This is a genomic window from Celeribacter marinus (assembly GCF_001308265.1).
Taxonomy (GTDB): Bacteria; Pseudomonadota; Alphaproteobacteria; order Rhodobacterales; family Rhodobacteraceae; genus Celeribacter; species Celeribacter marinus.
Map to the genome: position 1 here is coordinate 1068878 of NZ_CP012023.1, position 14409 is coordinate 1083286.

Genomic DNA, 14409 nt, shown 5'->3' on the forward strand with positions numbered 1-14409 from the left:
GCCCCTCACCCGCCGTCTGTCAAAGCTATTTTCAATTGGACGACAGGAATTTTGCGCCACCGACCGTGCGCGCGCCGATTTTGGTGTCTGACTTTGCCGCGCCGACCGAGATGCGCCGCGTGACCACGGGTTTAGGAGGGAGTTGTGGCGATCCGAGCGCGATTTCACGCCGCAGTACCGGAATAATATCGAGGATATCCATGCCCAAACCGATCTTTTTGCCGCCCTCTTGGCGGAGCGCAGAGACGACAGACACCACCGCTAAACGTCCGCCATCATAGGCCAGAACGGGTGAGCCAGACGAGCCATAGGTGATGTCGCAATCAAAGGTCATCACGCCGCTGCGGTATTTATCGAGCACATTGCAGGCACGCTGTACCGAAAGGGTGGCGTTGCGACCGCGCCCGTAGGAGGCCACCATAAGTTCGCCGCGCGAGGTGCGCACACGGTGGATCGGGAACGGTAGGATCAGGGCGCGGGCGACAGGTTTGTCCAACTGGATCAACGCCACATCACGCGCGATATTGTCGGGGCTAATCTGACCATCGGGTTCTTGAGTGAACCCCGCAACGTAGGCGACCGCACGACCTTTGGAGGCGGCAATGAATTCGCCGTTGCGCAGACCCGCGCGAAAGATGATTTTATCGGCATCAATTTTGCGGCCCGCATCATCAATCACACAGTGCGCCGCCGTGAGCACAATGTCTTGTTCAATCAACGCGCCCGTACAGGTGGTGCCACCTGCGATATCAAGGCGGCCCACGGCTTCCCACCCGATCAACTCGGCGCGCCGGTCGACACGGTCCAGTTCGGACGGCAAACTATCGGCACCTTGAGAACCGCCCGCTATCGAAGCTGCGACAAGGGCAAAAGCAAGGTGAGCAAAGCGCATGAAAATCCCTCCGGTCAGACGTATCAACCAAAAGGAGTGTCGTGCAAAAATGCGGCAGGAGTGAGGACGGCGCAGGGCGAGGCTCGGAAAAACCCGATTAGGACTTTAGCTTTGTGCCACGCTTGAACAAAACCCAAACCCCGAAAATCACCGCGCCCGTCACCGACCCCAACACGGCAAGGCCAAGCCACGGCGAGCTATCCGACTGGCCGATCACCCCGTAGCGCACGCCGTCGATGAGGTAAAACACGGGGTTCATATGGGTGAGCACGCGAAACCAATGCGGCAGGTTTTCCACCGAATAGAACGTACCCGACAGAAACGACAAAGGCGTGATCACGAAATTGGTGATCGCGGCCATCTGGTCGAATTTCTGGCTGATAATGCCCGCCATAATGCCAAGAGCGCCGAGCAACAGCGCGCCAAGCGTGATAAACGTCAAAGCGAACACAGGATGCGCGAGGCCAAGACCCACAAACAACGCCATTGCCGACCAAATCGCCACGGCAACGATCAACCCACGCACCAATCCGCCCGCGAGATAGCCCAGCACCAATTCGATGGGCGAGAGCGGCGGCATGAGGGTATCGACGATATTGCCTTGGACTTTGGAGATCACAATCGACGAGGACGTATTGGCAAAAGCGTTTTGGATGACGGTCATAGTCAGGATGCCTGGTGCCAGAAAATGGATAAACGGCACGCCCATCACATCGCCGCGCGTCGGCCCTATCGCCAGAGTGAAAATGGTCAGGAACAGGCCCGCCGTGACCAAAGGGGCCGCGAGCGTCTGTGTCCACACAGCCCAAAACCGGCGAATTTCGCGGTGCGCCAATGTTTGCAATCCGAGCCAGTTGACCCGACCGAAGCGCCGCACACCCATCGCAATATCGTTTGTGCCTGTTTCCATCGCTGAAATCCTCTGATAAACCCTAGGTCTGTCCCGTTTGCGTGCTTGTAACCGCTCACACGCCGTTTAAATAGAGGGACAAGAGAATTCTACAAACAGTGCGCGCGCACAGGTGCGTTGCGAGACTGGATGTGACGGGTCGCGAACCATTCGCGACTTTTGCAGATGCTAAGGAAGACACATGTCCTGGACCGATGAACGCGTCGACGTATTGAAGAAAATGTGGGGCGAGGGTCAATCCGCCTCGCAAATCGCCAAGGAACTTGGTGGTGTGACGCGCAATGCCGTCATAGGCAAGGTGCACCGTTTGGGCCTATCCAATCGCGCAGGCTCCGGCACCACGGCCAAAACAGCCGCACCCAAGGCCAAACCCGCCGCACCAGCCGCGGTGAAGGCCAAGCCCGCAACGCCCGCCGCCCCCAAGGCAAAGGCAAAACCCGCAGCCAAAGAAGAAGAGCCATATACGGGTCCAAAGACGGAATCAGCGACACCAAAGGCCGTGCCGCACAACCGCCGTCAGATCATTCCGGCAGGTCAGCCCCTGCCACCGCAGCCCTCAACCAACGAGATCCCTGCCGAAGCTTTGGCAAAGGTGAACGAGATTGAGAAGAAGGCCAAAAAGATCTCCGTGATGGATCTGACCGAAAAGACCTGTAAATGGCCGATCGGTGATCCGGCGACCGAAGAGTTCTGGTTTTGTGGTCTGCCATCGCAAACGGGCAAGCCGTATTGCGAGGCGCATGTCGGCGTGGCGTTTCAGCCGATGTCGGCCCGCCGCGATCGCCGTCGCTAAATTGCACGCACACGACCATGAGCAGGGCCGTCCTTTGGGGCGGCCTTTGCGTTTCGTGCCCTCGCACGCACGGGTGCGCACACCCCCTTGTGCGCTGTCGAGCCATTTCATTTGAACGAAACGGTTCAAAACACCCCTACCCCGCCTTATCTAGACGAGACGCATAGAACAGAAAGGCCCGCATATGGCCCCTATCATTTCAATTAAAAACATCACCAAGAGTTACGACAACGGGTTCCAAGCGCTCAAAGGCGCGTCCCTCGACATTGAAAAAGGCGAAATCATCGCTCTGCTCGGCCCTAATGGCGCGGGGAAAACCACATTGATTGGCGCGATTTGTGGCCTTGTCAAAATCACCTCGGGGACGGTCACCGTTGGCGGCTTTGATGCGGTCACACAGCCGCGCGATGCACGGCGCATGATTGGACTTGTGCCGCAAGAAATCGCACTTGATATTTTCGAGACGGTTTGGAATTCGGTCAAATTTTCGCGTGGGCTATTCGGATGCCGTCCCGATGACGCCTATCTCGAAAAGGTGCTCAAATCGCTCTCCTTGTGGGACAAGAAAGACGAAAAGAACCAAGCGCTATCGGGCGGCATGAAACGGCGTGTGATGATTGCCAAGGCTTTGAGCCACAACCCGACAATCTTGTTTTTGGACGAGCCGAGCGCGGGGGTCGATGTGGCCTTGCGCCGTGACATGTGGGAGGTGGTGCGCAAGCTGCGCGAGGACGGTGTAACGGTCATTCTCACCACGCACTACATCGAGGAGGCCGAAGAAATGGCCGACCGTGTGGCCGTGATCAACAAGGGCGAAATTTTGCTCGTCCAAGACAAAGACGCGCTCATGGCGTCCTTTGGCAAAAAGCATCTGGTGATGGAGCTGAACGATCCTTTGGCGGCATTGCCCGCAGGACTTGAGGCCTACGACTTGAGCCTGTCAGAGAACGGTACGCAACTCACCTACGCCTATGACACAAATGCTGAGCGCACCGGCCTGACGCGGATGATCGCGGAGTTGGCTGAACGCGGCATTTCCGTGCATGATCTGGCCAGTCGCGAAAACTCGCTCGAAGAGGTATTTTTGACGTTGGTCGGTGACGACACCCTCGCGGCACAGGAGGCCAAAGCATGAACTGGCTCGCAATAAGATCCATCTACCGCACTGAAATGGCGCGTTTTTTCAGAACACTAAGCCAGTCCATCATTTCGCCTGTGCTCTCAACCGTGCTCTACTTTGTTGTGTTCGGCGCGGCGATTGGCGGGCGGATCGATACCGTGAACGGCATTGAATACGGCGCATTCATCGTTCCGGGATTGGTGATGCTCACCGTGCTCCAAAACTCGCTCTCCAATGCGTCTTTCGGGATCTATTTCCCCAAGTTCACCGGCACCATATTCGAGCTGTTTACAGCCCCCATTAGTTATATCGAGATCGTCATTGGCTATGTGGGCGCGGCAGCAACAAAGTCGCTTTTCATTGCGATTATTATCCTGATTACGGCGAACTTCTTTGTCGATCTTCCGGTGGCGCATCCGGTGTGGGCCGCGGCCTTTTTGATCCTCACGGCGATTAGTTTCTCGCTTATGGGCTTTATTATCGGCATCTGGGCGGGCAATTTCGAGCAATTGCAAATCTTTCCCCTGCTGATTGTCACCCCCCTCGTATTCTTGGGCGGGGCGTTTTATTCCGCCGATATGTTGCCTGGCGTTTGGCAGATCGTGGTGAAATTCAATCCCGTTCTTTACCTGATTTCCGGCTTTCGGTGGTCATTCTTTGAGGTGGCGGACGTGCCCGTGGCGGTCTCTCTTGGGGCGATTTCGTTGTTCTTGGCCTTGTGCCTCGGGTTTATCGCGTGGATCTTTAAAACCGGTTGGCGCCTCAAGCAGTAGCGCACACAAAAAACAGATGACGTAGAAGTAATGTGCGCGGGCGAACAGACTTTGTTTGTCCGCGTAGAATTGTGTGTCGCTGCAAATCAGCTCATTTTGGCGTCAATGCAACCCAACAACAAATGAGCTTTTCATGAAAAATCTTCTTCTCGCCTCTGTCGCGACACTTGGCCTCGCAACCGCGGCACACGCCGAACCAGCCGCCTACGTTTTTGACGCATCGCACAGCCAGATCGTGTTTGAATACAACCACCTTGGCTTCTCCAACACGGTTGGCGTCTACTCCGGTTTTGACGGCACTATCGCTTTTGACGAAGCCGATCCCGCCGCGTCCTCCGTCGAGGTCTCGTTCCCAACCGATAGCCTCTATACAGGCTGGGACGAGCGCACCGCGCATTTCCTTGGCGGTGATTTTTTCGGGGCAGACGAGAACCCGACAATCTCGTTTGTCTCCACCGCAATCGAGGTGACGGGCGAAACAACAGGTTTGATCACGGGTGACTTGACGATCAACGGCATCACAAAGCCTGTGACGCTCGACGCCGTGCTCAATCAAAAGGGTGATCACCCAATGGCGGGCAAAGCATGGCTCGGTTTTGACGCCACCGCCACCGTGCTGCGTTCCGAGTTCGACATGGGCATGTTCACCCCGTTCGTCTCTGACGAAGTGGCCGTGAAAATCTCCATCGAGGCGATGCTCGCCGACTAAGGCGCACCAGCTAACAACGTTAAGGCCGCTCCTGTGGGGGAGCGGCCTTTTTGTTTGCGCGTGCGTGCGTGTGTGGTCGGATCAGTCGGCGCGGGTGGCCGTCAATGTCACCACGACCGTGACGCCAAAGCCCACGGTGCTTTCATCGGCGTAGCCCGTGCCCATCGCAAAGTCGCGGCGGTCAAGCACAACTTCGCCCGACATCGTGGCCACATCGCCCTCAATCGCCAATTCAAACGGCAAAGTCACAGGGACCGTCACGCCCGCAAGCGTCAGCGTGCCTGTCGCCAGATGTGCGCCATCCGTGCGGGCAATGTCGGCCTCGAAGGTGGCGGTGCTATAGGCCGCCACGTTGAAAAACTCCGCGCCTTTGGCATTGTCAGTCACCGAGCCAAGCGTGAGTGTGGTGGTGTCGATCACGACAGTGACGGACCCGTTGCCTGTTTGGTCCTCATAAGCGATCTGAGCCGACCAATCGGCAAATTCGCCCTCAACATTTGCACCCATCTGGGCGACTTGAAAGCGGATATTCCCTGTGTCCACTGTCCAGTTTGCACCCGTTACGCTCGACGCGATTTGGGCGGGCGACGCTACAGGTGTTACGGTTGTGTCGTGAGCCTGATCACCAGTGACCAGTGCGACACCCAAGACCACCAGCCATAAACCCGCCGCCACGATAGGAGCCGCGCGACCGTGATGCGCCTCCGGATTACCCGCTGCACGTCCGTGGCTCATGCGCGCCAATGTCGCGTCTTTGTCGATGATTTGATGTTTGAGCGCGCCGCCAATATGTGCGGCAACCGTGGCGTAGATCACCCATGCCGCCAAGCTATGTACGGCCCCTGCGGCGTGCGCTACTGCTTCGGATTTTGGCACAAATGGCAGGCCTTGACCAAGCGGCCACCAGATTGGGGCAAAGCCACTTTCAGAGGCATGCATCACCCATCCCGACAGTGGCATGATGATAATTGCGCCGTAGAGCGCCCAATGCACCACCTCGGCGGCAAGTGTTTCGGCGCGCCGCTCAGGGTGCAGCGGCACGGGGCGCGGCTGCGTCACCGCCCAAATGATGCGCAGCACCGCGAGCAAGAGCACGGTAATCCCAATCGTCTTGTGTGCGGAGTATAGCGTTTGAAGCCACGCCACCGTATCGGCCGTGCGCGGTGTGCGATCCCCGATCACGCCCAGCGCGAGATCGGTCAGAATGAGGAGTGCGATACTCCAATGAAAGAAACGGGCAAGCGCGCCGTAGCGCGTGGCAGTGTTGGTCAACATCAGGGCGATCCATTTAATGTGCGTTTGTGATGACGATACGCTGTGTTGCATGTGCCCGCACCCTTTGGCAGCGCACAGAACATGTGCAAATCGGCCCGATTGGTGCGCAAGATACCAGATCACGCTCCCTTTCCGAATGCCCGCATTGCGGCTAAAAGCGATCCATGAGCACAAATCCCCCGAATCTCCGCCCCGATCTGGCCCCCAAAGCCACGTTTAATACCGCCCCTCGCGCAGGCCAGCCGACCATCGGCATGGTGTCGCTTGGCTGTCCCAAAGCGTTGGTCGATAGCGAACGGATCCTGACACGCCTGCGCGCCGAGGGCTATCAAATCGGGTCCGATTATGCGGGCGCCGATGCGGTGATTGTGAACACCTGCGGATTTCTGGATAGCGCAAAGGCCGAGAGCCTTGAGGCCATTGGTGAGGCGCTTAGTGAAAACGGCAAGGTGATTGTCACCGGCTGTCTCGGGGCGAACCCCGAATTCATCACGGGCGCTCACCCAAAGGTTCTGGCCGTCACTGGACCGCACCAATATGAACAGGTGCTCGACGCGGTGCATGGCGCGGTGCCACCCGCGCCCGATCCGTTCATCGACCTGTTGCCCGCAAGCGGGGTCAGCCTGACGCCGCGCCATTTCAGCTATCTGAAAATTTCTGAGGGCTGTAACCACGCGTGTAAATTCTGCATCATCCCCGACATGCGCGGCAAATTGCAGTCGCGCCCTGTTCATGCGGTGCTGCGCGAGGCGGAAAAGCTGGTAGATGCGGGCGTGCGCGAATTGCTCGTGATCTCACAGGACACCTCCGCCTACGGGTTGGATCGTCGCTATTCAGAGCATGAATGGAAGGGCGAAAACGTCCGCTCCCACATTACCGATCTGGCCCGCGAATTGGGACAGTTGGGTGCGGCCGACGATCTTTGGGTGCGGCTGCATTACGTCTACCCCTACCCCCATGTGCGCGAATTGATCCCGCTGATGGCGGACACATCGAGCGCGATTTTGCCCTACCTCGACATCCCGTTCCAACACGGCCACCCCGATGTCTTGAAACGCATGGCGCGCCCTGCGGCCTCGGCGAAGGTGCTCGACGAGATCGCGGCGTGGCGCGACATGTGCCCCGACATCACCCTGCGCTCGACGTTCATCGTTGGCTATCCGGGCGAAACCGAGGCGGAATTCCAATACCTGCTCGACTGGATGGACGAGGCGCAACTCGACCGCGTTGGCTGTTTCAAATATGAAAACGTGGCAGGGGCGCGATCAAACGCCCTGCCCGATCACGTCGAGGAAGCGGTGAAACAAGAGCGGTGGGAACGGTTTATGCAAAAAGCCCAAGCCATTTCCGAAGCCAAACTTGAGGCCAAAGTCGGCCAAACGATGCAAGTGATCATCGACGAGATAGACGAAGACGGCATCGCCACCTGCCGCACCAAAGCGGATGCGCCCGAGATCGACGGGAACCTGTTTATTGACGAGGGGACGGACGGGTTGAGTGTGGGGGATTTGGTGACGGTGGAGGTTGATGAGGCTGGGGAGTACGATTTGTGGGGGTGCATTTCGAAATAGAAAACAGTCTGGGAGACTGTTTTCCGAAATGCACGAAGGGCGGGCTGCTTAGTTCTTACTTTAAATGGCCCTACCAACACTCATTGATTAAGCACTAGCGTCTAGCTCCCGGTATCCTAGCTCCTTGATCATAAAGACATCGGCAGATATTTCCTCAAGCATACCGTCTTGCAAAAGAGATTTAAGCGCTTCGAAAATCACAATATTCTCTCTATGGCTATCTTTGAGCTCAAATAACTCTGCTCCTCTGGTAGCTGCATTTGTGCGGGAAAGACCCTTGCCTCCCGTAAACCCATTCGTACCCCGATCAACGAGAATCTTCCCGTTTTTGTTTTCTTGTGCTGTTCGCAGCAGTTTTATACGCATTTCAAAAATATCTTTGTCAATTGGCGCCGCTGCTCTGTTCTGCCTATCGCTGGCTTTGTTAGCCTCAGTCAACTTTGCCTTGATGTCTTCGCGCACCGTAGGATCCTGTATGGTCTGGTCAATTTCTTGATCAATCTTCGCTTCCGAAATCAGTTTTTCTGCATACAGCGCCTTCTCTCGCAAGCGTTCCTCTTCCCACTCATTCTTCTTTTTTAACCGTTCATGCGCATGCTCATCATCACGGCACCTAAAATGACGGGACCAAGAAAATAGCCACCGAAATCGGTGTGATTATCGAAATACGCAATCTTCTCGGCTGCCGAAACGTCAGCAAAGGCTAGGAAAAACAATTCCCGCCAGTTGATCGCGATAAACGCGAACAAAAACGATCCGAAAAAACCGCTCTTAATACGTGATCGCCCTTCGTCTAAAAATTCTTTAAAAAATTCCATCACACCCTCACTAAACCGACTGCAATTATGATGACAACGATAGCGATGTCCAGCGCCTGACCCGAGGGTGGGTGCGATAGCGCCCTCCCATGGGGGAGGGTCAGGCGCTGCAATCGCTTTGCGATTGCGAAGGTCAAAAAACCACCATGGGCGAGGCAATTGGGGCGTTGCATGGGGGAGGACCTGACGGCACACTGCCCCCAAAGGAGCCCGCCATGACCAAATCCTACACCGACCTTCTGACTGAGGCCTATGACCAGATCACCACTATTCCTACCGAATTGGCCACCGCGTTGGTGGATGATCCAGACACCTTGATTGTCGATCTGCGGGATCGTCGTGAGTTGGAGCGGGAGGGTAAAATCCCCGATGCGTTTCATTGTCCACGCGGGATGTTGGAATTCTGGATCGACCCAAGCAGCCCCTACCACAAACCCGCCTTGGCCGAGGCCAAACAGATCGTGTTTTACTGTGCTTCCGCGTGGCGTTCTGCCTTGGCCTCCAAAACCGCGCAGGACATGGGGTTTGACAACGTGGCCCATATCGAGGGCGGATTTTCGGCGTGGAAAGACGCAGGTGGTGCTGTGGAACAGGTCGCGGCAAAATAGCGTGGGATTTTAACCCAACCGCGCTACATAATGGCCATGACACAGACAGAACCAAACGCTAAGCCCGCGCAAACGCCGCCCACAGACACCGCCGTATTGTTCAATGCACAGTGTCCCGTGTGTGCGTTCGAGATTGGCCATTACGAGGGCTATGCGCGCAAAAACGCGCTTCCCATCCGGTTTGATGACCTCAATCATGAGGCGGCATCTTGGGGGATCGATGCGGATCAGGCCGCACGGCGGTTATATGTGTTGCACGCGGGCGAATTGGTGTCGGGGATGCCCGCGTTTCGCGTATTATGGGCGCAGATGCCGCGCTATCACTGGCTTGCGCGGATCACGGCATGGCCCGTTGTGCGGCCCGTAACGGTGTTCACCTATGACCGCATTCTGGCGCCGGTAATCTATCGGTGGCACAAGCGGCGTCAGGCGCGTCACAGCTGATCGAGGTAGTGACGCACCGCCGTTTGCACATGGCGAAAACGATCACCGCCAAGGTGCTTGCCACCGTACCACCGCGTCACGACGACGATGTGATCCGTGAGGCCCTCGCGCTGTAACATCCGCACAATCACCATGCCCGCGCCGCTTTCGCCATCATCGTTTTTAACAGGGCCATTCACGCCAACAAACCCCCACGTGTTGTGGGTCGCTTTCGCGAATTTTTTGGTTTTGCAAAGTGTTTTGATAAACGCCTTGGCGTCATCACCCGTTGCACATGGCCCACCTGACACCGCGTATTTTGAGCCGCGATCCGTCACGATATTGTCGAAAATCTGCATGGCGATAATGTAGCGCGGCTAGCCCAAAAGCACCACAGCCCACGCGACACCTGCGGCCAATGAGGTCACAAAAACGGCGGCGGATCCGGCATCTTTGGCGCGTTTGGCGAGGGGATGGTGATCGGTTGAGATGTAGTCGACAGCATCCTCAATCGCGGTGTTGACCAGCTCGGCCGCAAGGACAAGCACGCCCAGCGCAAGGATCAACGCGCGCTCAGAGGTGGACAAGTCCAGTGCAAAGGCCAAACACGCGGAGGCCAGATTGGCCCAGACCCATGTGCGAAACGAATGCTCGTTGCGCCATGTGGCGCGCAGACCCTCAAGGCTCCAAATCGTGCGTAAATAGAGCCGCGATCCTGTGTATTTGAGCTTGCTGATCATCGCGCGCGTCTCCGTCCGTATCTCATAATCTTGTACCGTTTGGCGAGGATCGTCGCGCTGGCCACAAGTGGCAAGTTTTTTCGTCAAATGCCGACGGAAGATGCGCCCATGCGCGTTCAATGACCACAAAGGTTTTTAAGAAGGGCCACAGCCATGTCCACCATTTCAACACTACGCAAATTCGCAACCCCGCTCACCGTTGGTACGTTTCTCGTCACAGGGGTGACAGGGACGCTTTGGTATTTTCACATTGTAACGGACATTGGTCGGTGGCTTCACGAGATTATCGGATTGGCTATGATGATCGCCGTGGGTTTACACCTCGTGATCAATTGGCGGGCGTTTTTGAACTACTTCAAACGTCCTGTAGCCTTGGTAGTTATGATCGGCTTTTTGGCCATGACCATAGGCGGCTATGTGATGCCCGAAGGTGAACAGTCGGGCGGTGGACGCCCCGGTTTAGCGGCGGTGCAATTGCTCGGCACCAAAGACCTCGCCACCTTGGCCCCTGTATTTGACATGACGGGCGATGACCTTGCCGCGAAAATGGTTGTCGCAGGCTACGCGAATGCGCAGGCGACAAGTACGGTGATCGACTTGGCGGGGGCACAGCCCAACGCGCTTTTGAATGCGCTGGAAGTGATGGCAAAGTAGGCGGTTGATCTGGCAAAGCGGCCCTGTGCGCGGGGCGGCTTTAGTCGGATGTCACGCGCGATTGAGTGGCGCGGACATAGCTGAGCTCTTGGGTATTGAGACAGTAGTCGGGAGCGGCGTTTTGTGGGCCTTGGTGTTCGAGCATCCACAAAATACAGGCATCATGTTGCGTACACTGGCCACACTGCGTGACCATTTGCGACACCTCAGAACCAGATAGGTCGCCCGAATTGACGGCCGCCGCGATATCCGCGCCAAGGCGCTCGGCCATACCATGCATCAAAGTCGCTTGGCCAGGTTTGAGGGTGTCGTTCATCATCATATCAATCTCCTTTGCCCACATGCCTCACCCGACTGTCGCGTCCAGATCATCTCTTGGACCGATTGTTGAGGCGGCGGTGAGGTGCCGTGTCGGGCGATGCTCTAAGCGCATAGGGTGAAAACACCATAGCTTTGGGCATGCGGACCTTGATCCGTGTCAAACCCATTCGATTACGTTCAATGCGCGTGTGTTTTCAAAGGATATGCTCAAAAGGAGTGCGGCACTGCGCGCCACACACCCGTCATGCAGCGCGGCTACATCGTGGCCATCGTCCGCTTTACCGTTTCGATTCGCTGTGCGTTTGGCGGGTGCGAGCCCAAGAATTGATCACCCGGATCAGGGATGCGGGCAAAGTATTGCGCACCGCGCACCGGATTGAACCCCGCACGTGCGGCAATGATTGTGCCCAGTTGATCCGCCTCCAACTCATAGGATTTGGAATAGGTGCGCGACCCCACGCTGGCCCCGAGGTTTTGCAAGGTTTGCAGGCCTTGTGCATCCGCCCCAAGAGCCGCCCCGAGCAAGCTTCCAATCACAGCGCCCGCAACGGCCGTCTCTTGCGTCCGTCCAAGGTGGCCACGAATATGGTGTGCGGCCTCGTGCCCCATGACAAAGGCCAGTTCGTCGATGTTGTAGACATCTGCAATCAACGCCACCGTAAATGTAATGGTTGGCTGGCCGCTATCGGTTACAGATTGATAGGCGTTGGCCGGTTCTTGTGCGCGCCGGTCCACCAAAATCTTATAGTCGCAATTGGCTTGTGGCGCGCGCGCACGGCATTCCGCCTCGGCAATCGGCTCCATGCGAGCCACCACAGCGGCGAATTGACTAACCGATACACCGCTCGTTTGTGATTGCGGCACAGATTGCGCAGCCGGAACGGGGGTAGAGGGCGGCGTTGTGACGGGTGTCACGCATCCCGATAGGCCAAGTGCGGCACTCAATACGATTGCAAAGCGGGATGTGATCATGGGTCTAACGGCTCTGATTTTGAAGGTGAGAATTTACATTAGGCAGGTCGCGAGTCATTTGCCAATCGCGAAGTCGTGAGGCGCTAGTGCGCTCCTTGTCTGCGCGCCCCTATGCGTTCGCGCGGTATTATTGTGGGCAATTGACGTCAATGGCTTGAAATTGCCCGCGAAATCCCCAATTTGGGAGAGAAAACAAAACGCACGCCGAGCGCGATACCTGCGATCACGTGTCATAACCTTTGCTCCTGATGGGATCGCTTCATGCCAACACCCAATAGTGCCGCCCTCGATTTTCTACAAACCCGCCGGTCGCGCCCCTCAAAAACCCTGACAACCCCCGTGCCTAATCGTGATGAATTAGCGCCGTTGCTAACAGCAGCGGCCCGCACGCCGGATCACGGAAAACTGGAGCCGTGGCGGTTTATTGTTTTGGAACGCGCCGCAATGGCTCGTCTGGCGGACGCGGTGACGCAACTCGGGGGTGCGCTAAATATAGCGCCCGATAAGATTGAAAAGAATGCAAAGCAGTTCACGGATGGAAATCTGGCGGTCGTCGTGGTGGCCTGTCCTGTGGAAAACGAGAAAGTGCCGCACCTCGAGCAGCTCTATTCCGCGGGGGCGGTTTGTTTGTCGCTGTTAAACGCCGCGTTGGCCTCCGGATGGGGTGCAAACTGGCTTTCTGGATGGGCGAGCCACGAGCGGGAGTTTTGCGAAACGCACCTTGGTCTCGCGCCGCACGAAATGATCGCGGGCATTATCCACATCGGGACCGAGACGAGTGCGCCGCCGGAGCGGCCACGTCCGGATCTCGCCCGGATCACACAGTGGATGAGCACCTAATGTTTTCCGACTTCGCCAAGGCTTTGGCCCAGTTGAGTGACCCGCGATTTCGCGGTGTGGTTGGCAAGGGGATCGGGCTAACACTGATCCTTCTCATCGCTATTTACATCGCCTTTGTGTGGGTTGCGGGTCTGTTTTTGCCTGATACGATTACACTGCCTTGGCTCGGTGAAATTGGCCTTGGCCTTGTGCTGTCAATTGGATCATTTTTTGTCATGATCGGCCTGTCCGCGTTCTTGATGGTGCCTGTGGCCTCGGCTTTCACCGGTATCTTTCTTGATGACGTGGCCGAGGCTGTCGAAGATCGCCATTACCCAGATCTACCGAATGCGCCGCGCCAAAACGTGTCGGATACCATCATGGATTCCCTTGGCTTTTTGGGAATTATGATCGGCGCAAACGCTATTGCCCTTGTGCTTTACCTAGTGTTCAACGTTGCCGCCCCGTTGATTTTTTGGGCGCTCAACGGCTTTTTATTGGGGCGCGAATATTTTCAAATGGCGGCTATGCGCCGTTTGGGCCGTGCGGGTGCAAAGGCTGCGCGCAAACGCCATGTGGGTGAAATCTGGATCGCGGGCGCACTCATGGCTATCCCGCTTTCCATCCCGCTTGTGAACCTGTTGATCCCTGTTTTAGGGGCGGCCACATTCACGCATATGTTCATGCGCCTTGAGGGGCGACAGTTGCAAAAGTAGCGTGTTAGCTTTCTCCAACGGGCGGGAGTTTTGAGGTCCAGTCGAAATCATGCCATGTCAGATCTGTCTGGATAATGGCCGTGAACAATATCGCCCAAATCACGACAGACACGAGCGTTACAATCACCGCTTTGCGGCGTGGATTATAATTCGCCGGCGCGCCAAAATGCGTTCCCTCGACTTTTTCCCCCATGTCGCCTTGTGTTTTCAGGCCGATGGGAAGGGCGACGAGCATGGTCATAAACCATGTCACCGCGAACAGGACTATTGCGGATGTAATTGCCATTGCGCGTCT

The 14409-nt window shown here is 56.6% G+C and carries 20 protein-coding genes; 10 read left to right on the forward strand and 10 right to left on the reverse strand.

Annotated elements, in window-relative coordinates:
- Positions 1 to 31 precede the first annotated feature (31 nt).
- Both IMCC12053_RS05155 and IMCC12053_RS05160 read right to left on the reverse strand, forming a co-directional pair.
- The gene (locus IMCC12053_RS05155) at positions 32 to 892 is read right to left on the reverse strand and encodes a trypsin-like serine peptidase (RefSeq protein ID WP_062216373.1); all 861 of its coding nucleotides are present in this window, start codon (positions 890 to 892) and stop codon (positions 32 to 34) included.
- A gap of 97 nt (positions 893 to 989) precedes the next feature.
- The gene (locus tag IMCC12053_RS05160; protein WP_062216375.1) at positions 990 to 1802 is read right to left on the reverse strand and encodes an ABC transporter permease; all 813 of its coding nucleotides are present in this window, start codon (positions 1800 to 1802) and stop codon (positions 990 to 992) included.
- Positions 1803 to 1983: 181 nt separating this feature from the next.
- Here IMCC12053_RS05160 and IMCC12053_RS05165 point away from each other — a divergent pair, with 181 nt between their 5' ends.
- The 4 genes from IMCC12053_RS05165 (at position 1984) to IMCC12053_RS05180 (ending at position 5197) form a co-directional block, all read left to right on the forward strand.
- The gene (locus IMCC12053_RS05165) at positions 1984 to 2595 is read left to right on the forward strand and encodes a GcrA family cell cycle regulator (protein ID WP_062216378.1); all 612 of its coding nucleotides are present in this window, start codon (positions 1984 to 1986) and stop codon (positions 2593 to 2595) included.
- A gap of 184 nt (positions 2596 to 2779) precedes the next feature.
- Positions 2780 to 3730 carry an ABC transporter ATP-binding protein gene (locus tag IMCC12053_RS05170; protein WP_062216380.1) on the forward strand — a complete coding sequence of 317 codons (951 nt, stop codon included), beginning with the start codon at positions 2780 to 2782 and terminating at the stop codon, positions 3728 to 3730.
- Positions 3727 to 4488: an ABC transporter permease gene (locus tag IMCC12053_RS05175; RefSeq protein ID WP_062216382.1), complete on the forward strand. Its 762-nt coding sequence runs from the start codon at positions 3727 to 3729 to the stop codon at positions 4486 to 4488. The genes IMCC12053_RS05170 and IMCC12053_RS05175 overlap by 4 nt, the downstream gene beginning before the upstream one ends.
- Positions 4489 to 4621: 133 nt before the next feature.
- Positions 4622 to 5197, forward strand: a complete 576-nt coding sequence (locus tag IMCC12053_RS05180; protein ID WP_062216384.1) for a YceI family protein — start codon at positions 4622 to 4624, stop codon at positions 5195 to 5197.
- An 81-nt stretch (positions 5198 to 5278) separates the two neighbouring features.
- On the opposite strand, the gene IMCC12053_RS05185 is transcribed toward IMCC12053_RS05180, so the two are convergent.
- On the reverse strand, positions 5279 to 6472 hold the full coding sequence (locus tag IMCC12053_RS05185) for a cytochrome b/b6 domain-containing protein (protein ID WP_062220911.1): 1194 nt from the start codon (positions 6470 to 6472) through the stop codon (positions 5279 to 5281).
- A 164-nt stretch (positions 6473 to 6636) separates the two neighbouring features.
- Here IMCC12053_RS05185 and rimO point away from each other — a divergent pair, with 164 nt between their 5' ends.
- Entirely contained in the window at positions 6637 to 8043 is a 1407-nt protein-coding gene (gene rimO, locus IMCC12053_RS05190) for a 30S ribosomal protein S12 methylthiotransferase RimO (protein WP_062216386.1), read from the forward strand.
- Positions 8044 to 8130: 87 nt separating this feature from the next.
- Here rimO and IMCC12053_RS05195 read toward each other — a convergent pair whose 3' ends face one another.
- Both IMCC12053_RS05195 and IMCC12053_RS05200 read right to left on the reverse strand, forming a co-directional pair.
- Positions 8131 to 8592 (reverse strand): hypothetical protein, encoded by a 462-nt coding sequence (locus IMCC12053_RS05195; RefSeq protein ID WP_062216388.1) that lies wholly within the window; start codon positions 8590 to 8592, stop codon positions 8131 to 8133.
- A 29-nt stretch (positions 8593 to 8621) separates the two neighbouring features.
- On the reverse strand, positions 8622 to 8861 hold the full coding sequence (locus tag IMCC12053_RS05200) for a hypothetical protein (RefSeq protein WP_062216390.1): 240 nt from the start codon (positions 8859 to 8861) through the stop codon (positions 8622 to 8624).
- Positions 8862 to 9076: 215 nt separating this feature from the next.
- Between IMCC12053_RS05200 and IMCC12053_RS05205 the strand changes: the two genes are divergently transcribed.
- Together IMCC12053_RS05205 and IMCC12053_RS05210 are read left to right on the forward strand one after the other, a co-directional pair.
- Positions 9077 to 9469 carry a rhodanese-like domain-containing protein gene (locus tag IMCC12053_RS05205; RefSeq protein ID WP_062220914.1) on the forward strand — a complete coding sequence of 131 codons (393 nt, stop codon included), beginning with the start codon at positions 9077 to 9079 and terminating at the stop codon, positions 9467 to 9469.
- 30 nt (positions 9470 to 9499) lie between these two features.
- Complete coding sequence (locus IMCC12053_RS05210) at positions 9500 to 9913, forward strand: thiol-disulfide oxidoreductase DCC family protein (protein WP_236852543.1); 414 nt, start codon at positions 9500 to 9502, stop codon at positions 9911 to 9913.
- On the opposite strand, the gene IMCC12053_RS05215 is transcribed toward IMCC12053_RS05210, so the two are convergent.
- Both IMCC12053_RS05215 and IMCC12053_RS05220 read right to left on the reverse strand, forming a co-directional pair.
- Positions 9904 to 10251 carry a YigZ family protein gene (locus IMCC12053_RS05215; protein ID WP_062216393.1) on the reverse strand — a complete coding sequence of 116 codons (348 nt, stop codon included), beginning with the start codon at positions 10249 to 10251 and terminating at the stop codon, positions 9904 to 9906. The two genes, IMCC12053_RS05210 and IMCC12053_RS05215, sit on opposite strands and share 10 nt — an antisense overlap.
- A gap of 18 nt (positions 10252 to 10269) precedes the next feature.
- The gene (locus IMCC12053_RS05220; protein WP_062220920.1) at positions 10270 to 10632 is read right to left on the reverse strand and encodes a diacylglycerol kinase; all 363 of its coding nucleotides are present in this window, start codon (positions 10630 to 10632) and stop codon (positions 10270 to 10272) included.
- 153 nt (positions 10633 to 10785) lie between these two features.
- Between IMCC12053_RS05220 and IMCC12053_RS05225 the strand changes: the two genes are divergently transcribed.
- Positions 10786 to 11286 (forward strand): DUF4405 domain-containing protein, encoded by a 501-nt coding sequence (locus tag IMCC12053_RS05225; protein WP_062216395.1) that lies wholly within the window; start codon positions 10786 to 10788, stop codon positions 11284 to 11286.
- A gap of 40 nt (positions 11287 to 11326) precedes the next feature.
- On the opposite strand, the gene IMCC12053_RS05230 is transcribed toward IMCC12053_RS05225, so the two are convergent.
- Both IMCC12053_RS05230 and IMCC12053_RS05235 read right to left on the reverse strand, forming a co-directional pair.
- Complete coding sequence (locus tag IMCC12053_RS05230; RefSeq protein ID WP_062216397.1) at positions 11327 to 11608, reverse strand: DUF6455 family protein; 282 nt, start codon at positions 11606 to 11608, stop codon at positions 11327 to 11329.
- Positions 11609 to 11862: 254 nt separating this feature from the next.
- Positions 11863 to 12579, reverse strand: a complete 717-nt coding sequence (locus tag IMCC12053_RS05235; RefSeq protein WP_062216399.1) for a M48 family metalloprotease — start codon at positions 12577 to 12579, stop codon at positions 11863 to 11865.
- A gap of 261 nt (positions 12580 to 12840) precedes the next feature.
- On the opposite strand from IMCC12053_RS05235, the gene IMCC12053_RS05240 reads away from it, so the two are divergent.
- On the forward strand, positions 12841 to 13419 hold the full coding sequence (locus IMCC12053_RS05240) for a nitroreductase family protein (RefSeq protein WP_062216401.1): 579 nt from the start codon (positions 12841 to 12843) through the stop codon (positions 13417 to 13419).
- Complete coding sequence (locus tag IMCC12053_RS05245; RefSeq protein WP_062216404.1) at positions 13419 to 14114, forward strand: EI24 domain-containing protein; 696 nt, start codon at positions 13419 to 13421, stop codon at positions 14112 to 14114. The genes IMCC12053_RS05240 and IMCC12053_RS05245 overlap by 1 nt, the downstream gene beginning before the upstream one ends.
- A gap of 4 nt (positions 14115 to 14118) precedes the next feature.
- On the opposite strand, the gene IMCC12053_RS05250 is transcribed toward IMCC12053_RS05245, so the two are convergent.
- On the reverse strand, positions 14119 to 14400 hold the full coding sequence (locus IMCC12053_RS05250) for a DUF1467 family protein (protein ID WP_062216406.1): 282 nt from the start codon (positions 14398 to 14400) through the stop codon (positions 14119 to 14121).
- Between the last annotated feature and the right edge of the window lie 9 nt (positions 14401 to 14409).

Excerpts from the sequence above, each read along its gene's own strand:
- IMCC12053_RS05175 (WP_062216382.1), top strand. The coding sequence starts at position 3,727 with ATGAACTGGCTCGCAATAAGATCCATCTACCGCACTGAAATGGCGCGT.
- IMCC12053_RS05225 (WP_062216395.1), top strand. The coding sequence starts at position 10,786 with ATGTCCACCATTTCAACACTACGCAAATTCGCAACCCCGCTCACCGTT.
- IMCC12053_RS05250 (WP_062216406.1), bottom strand. The coding sequence starts at position 14,400 with ATGGCAATTACATCCGCAATAGTCCTGTTCGCGGTGACATGGTTTATG.
- IMCC12053_RS05245 (WP_062216404.1), top strand. The coding sequence starts at position 13,419 with ATGTTTTCCGACTTCGCCAAGGCTTTGGCCCAGTTGAGTGACCCGCGA.
- IMCC12053_RS05160 (WP_062216375.1), bottom strand. The coding sequence starts at position 1,802 with ATGGAAACAGGCACAAACGATATTGCGATGGGTGTGCGGCGCTTCGGT.
- IMCC12053_RS05165 (WP_062216378.1), top strand. The coding sequence starts at position 1,984 with ATGTCCTGGACCGATGAACGCGTCGACGTATTGAAGAAAATGTGGGGC.
- IMCC12053_RS05155 (WP_062216373.1), bottom strand. The coding sequence starts at position 892 with ATGCGCTTTGCTCACCTTGCTTTTGCCCTTGTCGCAGCTTCGATAGCG.
- IMCC12053_RS05240 (WP_062216401.1), top strand. The coding sequence starts at position 12,841 with ATGCCAACACCCAATAGTGCCGCCCTCGATTTTCTACAAACCCGCCGG.
- IMCC12053_RS05235 (WP_062216399.1), bottom strand. The coding sequence starts at position 12,579 with ATGATCACATCCCGCTTTGCAATCGTATTGAGTGCCGCACTTGGCCTA.
- IMCC12053_RS05205 (WP_062220914.1), top strand. The coding sequence starts at position 9,077 with ATGACCAAATCCTACACCGACCTTCTGACTGAGGCCTATGACCAGATC.
- IMCC12053_RS05170 (WP_062216380.1), top strand. The coding sequence starts at position 2,780 with ATGGCCCCTATCATTTCAATTAAAAACATCACCAAGAGTTACGACAAC.
- IMCC12053_RS05210 (WP_236852543.1), top strand. The coding sequence starts at position 9,500 with ATGGCCATGACACAGACAGAACCAAACGCTAAGCCCGCGCAAACGCCG.
- IMCC12053_RS05215 (WP_062216393.1), bottom strand. The coding sequence starts at position 10,251 with ATGCAGATTTTCGACAATATCGTGACGGATCGCGGCTCAAAATACGCG.
- IMCC12053_RS05200 (WP_062216390.1), bottom strand. The coding sequence starts at position 8,861 with ATGGAATTTTTTAAAGAATTTTTAGACGAAGGGCGATCACGTATTAAG.
- IMCC12053_RS05180 (WP_062216384.1), top strand. The coding sequence starts at position 4,622 with ATGAAAAATCTTCTTCTCGCCTCTGTCGCGACACTTGGCCTCGCAACC.
- IMCC12053_RS05220 (WP_062220920.1), bottom strand. The coding sequence starts at position 10,632 with ATGATCAGCAAGCTCAAATACACAGGATCGCGGCTCTATTTACGCACG.
- IMCC12053_RS05185 (WP_062220911.1), bottom strand. The coding sequence starts at position 6,472 with ATGTTGACCAACACTGCCACGCGCTACGGCGCGCTTGCCCGTTTCTTT.
- IMCC12053_RS05230 (WP_062216397.1), bottom strand. The coding sequence starts at position 11,608 with ATGATGATGAACGACACCCTCAAACCTGGCCAAGCGACTTTGATGCAT.
- rimO (WP_062216386.1), top strand. The coding sequence starts at position 6,637 with ATGAGCACAAATCCCCCGAATCTCCGCCCCGATCTGGCCCCCAAAGCC.